The following is a 6,586-nucleotide window of genomic DNA, read 5'->3' as shown; positions in this document are numbered from 1 at the left end:
GAGCAGCCGCGTGCCGCCGGGGGGGACCACCCGGGGGTTGCCGCGCTGGGCCTCACCGCCCAGCCGCGCGAGGATCTGCGCGGCCTGGCTCTGGCCCTCACTCTGCTGCACCGCCTCGCGGCCGGCGTTGGCCAGCCGCCCCAGGTAGGTGCCCACCAACGCCACCAGGCCCGCCGCCACCAGCACCTCCACCAGGGTAAAGCCCAGGCGCCGCCGGGTCATCGGACCTCCCCCCACCCGCTCACGGCGTAGGTGCGGCTGCGGCCGCCCCAGGCGAGCGTCAGCTCGCGCGGGCCCTCTACCCGACCCGAAGCCCGCCAGCGCAGGCCGCCGGGGCTCAGGCTCATGCCGGGGAGCAGCTCCACCCGCAGGTGGGGAGCGGTCACGCGCCCGGCGGTCAGGGGACGATCCCCAAGGTGCAGGGGAAGGCCGTCCTGCTCGAGGTAGGCTGCCCCGCCCGCCACCGCCAGCCGCACCTCGCGGCCGCTGCTGCGGGCGATCTGCCCGCCTGCGCGCAGCAGGCCCTCCAGCGCACCTGCCACGGCGCGCCACTGCTCGGCCTGCCGCCGCTGAGCCATCCCCCAGGCCCCCACCGGCAGCAGCAGGGCCACGATCGCCAGGACCACCATCAGCTCGACCAGGGTCAGACCTTTGCGCTTCACACAACCTCCACGCGGGGGCCACGCCCCCTTATCCTATTGAGGATTATGATAGCAAGCTCTCCGGGCTAGGGCGGATCCCGACCGTTGAGGTAGTGCCGGGGCAGCCCCCTCACCCAGGTGTGCACCAGGAAGCGGTCGCCTACCCGTTCGATGAGACAGCCCACCGTCGCGGGCGCCGCGCCCCAGCTCTGGCCGCCGCCCTCCATGCCCCCGCGGCCGAGGGTCACGGCCTGGCGGCAGTCGAAGCCGCCCAGCCCCGCCAGCGCCGCCGGGGCCCCGTCCAGGCTGCCCGCGGGCCAGGCCGCCGTCCAGCCGTCGAGGTCGAGCAGCAGGTCGGTGTTGCGCACCAAAAAGGCGTCGAGGGCCAGGAAGACCTCCAGCCCGTGGGCCTGGGCCTGGCTGTACTGCCCCTGCCGCCGGGCCGAGGCGAAGCCCCACAGCAGGCTCGCCGCCAGCAGACCCACCAGGGCCGTGACCACCAGCACCTCCACCAACGTGAAGCCTGTGTGCCTGATACGCATACTCACCTCCCCAGCGCGCCGATGAGCTTGAAGAGGGGGAGGAACATCCCGGCCACCACCGTCCCCACCACGCCCCCCAGGAAGATGATGGAGACGGGCTCGATGAGCTTGGGCAGCGCCCGCGCGCGCATGGAGGACTCCTTCTCGTGGTCCTCGGCGATGTAGTCCATCATCTGAGGGAGGTTGGCGCTCTGCTCACCGACGGAGATCTGCTGGACGGCCGCAGCGGAGAACAGCCCCTCCTGGGCGCGGAAGGCCTCGGCCACCCCCCGGGCCTTCTGGGCGATCTCCTCGCCGATGCGGGCGAAGGCCTGGTCGTACACCGCGTTGCCGGTGGACTTGCTCACCGTCTCGAGGGCCTCGAGGATGGGGATGCCCCCGCGCAGCATCATCGCCAGGGTGCGCATGGCCTTCGACGTCGCCCGGTCGCGCAAGAGGTCGCCCACCACCGGCACCCGCAGCGCCAGGGCATCCAGCCGCAGCCGACCCTCGGGGCGTTGGTAGTACGCCCGCACCCCCACGAAGGCCGCCAGCGCTGCCAGCGGGATGGTGAAGCCCAAATTCTTGAGGAAAAAGCCGACGGCGATGAGCACCCGCGTCAGCAGGGGCAGCTCGCCGCCGAGCCCGCTGAGGGTCTGGGCGAAGGAGGGCACCAGCCCGGTGAACAGGAAGTAGGTGATGGCGAGCCCGATGATGAGCACCACCACCGGGTAGGTCAGCGCCCCCTTGATCTCGTCGGCCAGGTCGGCCTCCCGCTCGAGGAACACCGCCAGCTGCTGCATGACCTGGGCCATGTCGCCAATTTTCTCGCCCGAACGCACCATCCCCGCGTAGGGCCGCAGGAAGGGCTGGCTCTGCGCCGCCTCGTACAGCGAGCTTCCCGCCCCCACGTCCTGGGCCATGGCGGCGATCCCCTGCCGCAGGCGTGGGTTCTTCATGTCCTTGGAGAGCACCTCCAGGATGTCGTGCGGCCGAATGCCCGAGCGGGCGAGGATGGCGAACAGCCGGGCGAAGCGCGCCACGTCGCGCGCCTTGAAGCCCCCGCCCAGCCAGGGGCGCGAGGCCTCGCGCCCGCGCTGCTCCTCCAGCTCCAGCGGCACCAGGCCGCGGGCCTTGAGCTGCTCGATGGCGGCGACGCGGCTGGAGGCCTCCAGCGTGCCCCGGCGTGCGGCAGAGCCCTCCAGGGCCAGGTAGCGGAAGCTGGCCATCAGCGCAACCTCCACTCCCGGCGCAGCACCCCGCCCGCCAGCGCCCACTCCAGGCGCAGCACCGCCCCCTGCAGGCGGCCGAACTCGAGCCAGCCCCACTCCCCGTCCCCGGCCTCCAGCCGCCCGGGGACGGGCCCCAGGCCGCGCCGGGTGAGGCGGGCCTTGAGTGGCTGGCCGTCGAGGTACAACCGCAGCGCCGCCGTGGGGGTCTCCAGCGGGGCCCGCGCCAGCAGGGCGTAGCTCAGCTGGGCCCCCCGCTCACCCTGGCGCAGGGTGAAGCGGGCGTAAGCCAGGGCCGCGGGGTCGGCGGGCAGCTCCCTTCCCGACGCCGGACCCCGCTCCCCGACCAGCGTGGCCTCCCGGTGCACGGGGTCGTCGGGGGTGGAAGCCGCCGGCTGTCGCAGGGGCAGCGGCTCCAGAGCCACCGACGGCACCGCCCTGGGCAGCGTGGGGGGCGTCGTGCCACCGTGAGACGTCGCCTCGGGCAGGACCGGCAGGGGCAGCGCCCCTCGCACCAGGCAGGCATTCGCCGTGCACCCAGGGCTGGAGGCGGAGCCCGCCCCCCACCCCGCGCCCAGGCGGATGAGGTAGTCGGTGCGGCCCAGGCTTAGCTCGGCGCGGTAGGGCACCTCCAGCGGACGCCCGTCCACCACCAGGCGCAGCACCCCCTCGCCGGGCTGCGCCAGGTCCACGCAGGTCAGGTCCGCCAGCAGGCGGGCCTCGTGCATCACCCGCACGCAGGCCCGCCGCCCGAAGGACAGTGCCTCCAGCTGCCCGTCGGGGCTGACGACCACGTTCTCTGCCGACTGCGCGAGCGAAGCGCCAGGGGTCGACCCCGACAGCAGCGGGAGCGGGCCCAGCGCCAGGGCCAGTGTCCAGCGGGTCCAGCGGGGCATCAGCGCCCCTCCCCTGCCGCAGCGGGCATCGCTTCGTAGCTCACGCTCACCGGGGTGAGCTTGCCTGCCTCCACCGCCACCACCGCCTGGGTAGCCTGGGGCCGGTAGGTCTGGCCCTCGGCCACGACCTCGCCGAAGCGCAGCAGGTAGCTGCCGGGCTCGAGCGCCGCCGGACGCTCGGGGTCGAAGGGGGCCTCCTCCTGGCCGCTGGCGCGGTAGAACACCGCCGCCCGCGCCCCGAAGGGCAGCCCGGAGGCCGTGACCTGGAGGCTGCCGGTGACCGGCTGGTACGAGCCTTTGAGCTTGAGCTTGCCGGCGTCGTGGTCGCGCACGTCGAAGCTCATGCTCCCCTGGCGCGTGTAGTTGCCGCTGGCGTTGGAGTACTCGAGCACCCCCGCGTAGCGGATGGGGCCCTGGGCCAGCTCGGACAGACTGGCGGTGTAGCGCCCGGGCCACACCGCGGCCGCCGTCTGCAGCCCGGTGCCGTTGTCGGTGTAGGTCTCGCTGCTCCCGTTGCCGCTGAGGACCAGGCGTACCTCGGCGCCCGCCACACCCTTGAGCTCCAGGGACAGGCTCAGGGGCGGGGTGGTGAGCTTCTGGATCTCGCTGCAGCCCGCGAGCAGCAGCGAAGCCGCTAAGAGGAGTCGTCGGTTACGCATCAGTTTCCTACCTCCACGTCACGCTCGAAGCCGGGGGGCACCACCGGGGCGGAGACGGCCGGGGGCTTCGGCTGAGGCTTGGGCGGGGTCGAAGGGACAGCCGGGACTGAGGGGGCCGGTGGGGGGCGATCTCCAGGAGGGGTGGCGCCCGTGACCGCCCGTTCGGGCACGCGGCTGACGGCGGTGACGACGATCAGCAGGTGGTTCTGGCTCACGCTCTTGCTGGTCTGGCCGAACAGCCCGCCGATGAGGGGGAGGTCCATGAGCAGGGGCACCCCGCTGCGCGACTCCTGCTCGGTCGAGGAGATCACGCCCCCCAGCACCGCGCTGTGGCCGGAGGTAAGTAGCACGTTGGAGGTCAGCTGCTGCTTGGGGATGACCGTGGCGTTGTTGGGCCCGCTGGAGGGGGCGCTGCCGAGGTTGATGCTCACGGCCAGCTGGATCTTGTCGCCGGGGATCACGGCGGGCGTGAGCTTGAGCTCGAGGCCGAACTCCACGCTCTGCAGCCCGCTGGTGGCGGTGCCGCCGTTCGAGCCCGAGGAGGACAGCGGGATCAGCAAGCTGCCGCCGGAGAGCAGGTTCACGCTCTCGCCGCTGCTGACGGTGAAGCGGCTGTCGATGAGCGAGCGGCTCTTGCCCGCGCTCTGCAGCGCCTTGAGGGTCGCATCGAGCTTGAGCAGCTGGGTCTTGCCCACCTCCATACCCAGCCCGGCCGTGCCGCTGCCGGGGTCGACCTTGAGGCTGAAGGGGCCCAGCGCCGCCTCCAGCGCGGCGCGCAGATCCTCCCCCTGGCCGCTGGTGATCTGCTCGACGCGCACCTGCAGGTCCACCTGGGGGACAGGCCGGTCCAGCTCGCCCACCAGCCGCTCGATGGCCGCCACCGCCGCCGCCGGGCCCCGCAGCAGCACGGTGTTGGTGCGCTCGTCGGCGGCCAGGAGCACCTCCTTCGACTCCGGCAGCAGCTTGGCCACCAGCTCGAGCACCCCCTTGGCCTTGGCGTAGCCCAGCGGCAACGCCCGCTCCACGGGGGCGGCGGGGGCCGGGGACGGCAGGACGGCAGGACGGGCGGCCTCCAGCTGGCGCACGAAGTCCTGCGCCTCCGCCGCCAGGGCCCGCGGCAGCTGCACCATCACCACCTTGAGGGCCTCGAGGTGGGTGACCTTGGCCTCCTTGAAGCGCAGCAGCAGCGCCTGGGCCAGCGACGCGCCCGCGTCGGGCGCCGCGAAGAGGAGCACCGCCTCCTCGGCGGCGGGGTCCGGCGCGGCGGGGCGGGGCTCAGCCTCGGCCTTGGGAGCGGCCGACGGGGGCGTGGCCGGGGCGGCGGGCTGGGGACGATCCCCTTCGGGACGGGGTTCCTCCCGCTGCCCGGGGCCTGCCCCTGCCCCTTCTCGGGGGGGACCGTCCTGCTGGCGCGCCCCCCCGGCCTCCGCCAGCGCCTTCAGCAGCCCCGCGAACTGCTGGTGCTGGGACTCGGTGGCTTCGACCACCAGGGCGCGGGGCTGGATGAGCACGAAGACCCTGCTCTGCGGCAGCAGGCCCTGGGCCAGGGGCGCCAGGGTCTGCGGGTCGTCCACCGGGTAGACCGCCACCCGCCGCGCCTCCTCTCGGTGTACCGGCGCCAGCCGGTCCCGAAGGGGATCGTCCTCCGGGCGCGCGGGGCTCGCCCCGTCCCGGAGGGAATCCGCCGCGGCCGGTGGCGCCGCCGGGGCGGGGGCGGGGGCCTGAGCACCCTGGGGCTTGGGCCCCTGGGCTGCGGCGAAGGCCTCGAGCTCGGCCCTCGGCGCCACCACAATCAGCCCGCTGGGCAACACCTTGTAGTCGAGGTTGCGGGCCGCGCCCATGAACAGCCCCTCCCACACCTGGCGGAAGGGTTTGGACTTGACGTCGAGGGTCACTTTGGCCTGCAGCTCGGGCGCCTGGGCCACCACCACCGACAGGCCTGCACTCCTAGCGAGGATTCTTATAGCATCTCCAAGGCTGACGCCGGCCCGCACCTCCACGCTGACCGGCACGTCGTAGGCCTTTCCCGGCGGCAAGCTCCCGGCCAGGGCCAGCGAGCCCGCCAGAACGCACAACCACACGTAGCGCTTCATGGCGATACCTCCAGATACGCCCGCTCCTTGCCGCGGGCCAGCTCCACCCGGCCGGGCTCCACGCGCACCAGCCGCACGCCCTCCTCCAGCTCCTCCCCGGCGCGCCACAGCCCGCTCACCCCGCCCTTGGAGAGCAGCACCGAGGCCTCCTGGCCCAGCGAGACCGCCTCCAGCCGCCAGCCCGCGCGCACGAGGTAGCGTTGGAGCGTCTCGGGCTGGGGCCGGGGTTGGGGCTGAGCGACCGGGGACGGGGGAACAGGCAGGGCGGGCAGCTCCAGGCGCGGCGCGGGGGCCACCGGGACCTCCCGGTGCACGGCGGCAGAGCCGCCGTCCCGAAGGGGATCGTCCGTTCGATCGTCCGCCCGCACAGCCCCCGGAGAGCCCGACGAGCCCACCCCGGCGATGCGCGCGTAGGCGCGGAAGGGGTCGGCCCCCGGCTCAGGGAGGGGACTCGCCGCCGCCTCTCGGTGTACCGGCGCCAGCCGGGCCCGAAGGGGATCGTCCTCCTGCGGCGGGAGGCCGCCGGGCCCGGCGGCCTGCTCGTCGG

The 6,586-nt window shown here is 73.8% G+C and carries 8 protein-coding genes; all 8 read right to left on the bottom strand.

Translation table 11 applies throughout. The annotated features are described in order from the left end of the window. On the bottom strand, window positions 1-222 hold a 222-nt coding region (locus MEICH_RS26585; RefSeq protein WP_036220003.1), incomplete at its 3' end, for a type II secretion system protein. Beyond that, complete coding sequence (locus MEICH_RS0122165; protein WP_027894422.1) at window positions 219-662, bottom strand: type II secretion system protein; 444 nt, start codon at window positions 660-662, stop codon at window positions 219-221. The genes MEICH_RS0122165 and MEICH_RS26585, both read right to left, overlap by 4 nt. A gap of 65 nt (window positions 663-727) precedes the next feature. Next, on the bottom strand, window positions 728-1,183 hold the full coding sequence (locus tag MEICH_RS0122160) for a type II secretion system protein (protein ID WP_084542475.1): 456 nt from the start codon (window positions 1,181-1,183) through the stop codon (window positions 728-730). Window positions 1,184-1,185: 2 nt separating this feature from the next. Continuing rightward, window positions 1,186-2,391, bottom strand: a complete 1,206-nt coding sequence (locus tag MEICH_RS0122155) for a type II secretion system F family protein (RefSeq protein WP_027894420.1) — start codon at window positions 2,389-2,391, stop codon at window positions 1,186-1,188. Then, window positions 2,391-3,287: a hypothetical protein gene (locus tag MEICH_RS0122150; protein WP_027894419.1), complete on the bottom strand. Its 897-nt coding sequence runs from the start codon at window positions 3,285-3,287 to the stop codon at window positions 2,391-2,393. The genes MEICH_RS0122155 and MEICH_RS0122150 overlap by 1 nt, the downstream gene beginning before the upstream one ends. After that, a complete protein-coding gene (locus MEICH_RS29055; protein ID WP_027894418.1) occupies window positions 3,287-3,946 on the bottom strand; it encodes a hypothetical protein in 660 nt (219 codons plus the stop codon). The genes MEICH_RS0122150 and MEICH_RS29055 overlap by 1 nt, the downstream gene beginning before the upstream one ends. Further along, window positions 3,946-6,039, bottom strand: coding sequence for a type II secretion system protein GspD (locus MEICH_RS30540; RefSeq protein WP_084542473.1), 2,094 nt, complete (start codon window positions 6,037-6,039; stop codon window positions 3,946-3,948). The genes MEICH_RS29055 and MEICH_RS30540 overlap by 1 nt, the downstream gene beginning before the upstream one ends. Next, window positions 6,036-6,586: hypothetical protein (locus MEICH_RS26580; RefSeq protein ID WP_036220000.1), on the bottom strand; the 551-nt coding region annotated here is incomplete at its 5' end. The genes MEICH_RS30540 and MEICH_RS26580, both read right to left, overlap by 4 nt.

It is taken from the genome of Calidithermus chliarophilus DSM 9957, from assembly GCF_000430045.1.
Lineage (GTDB): Bacteria > Deinococcota > Deinococci > Deinococcales > Thermaceae > Calidithermus > Calidithermus chliarophilus.
The sequence above is the reverse complement of the archived record's forward strand: the minus strand, read 5'-3'. Positions and strand labels throughout refer to the sequence as shown.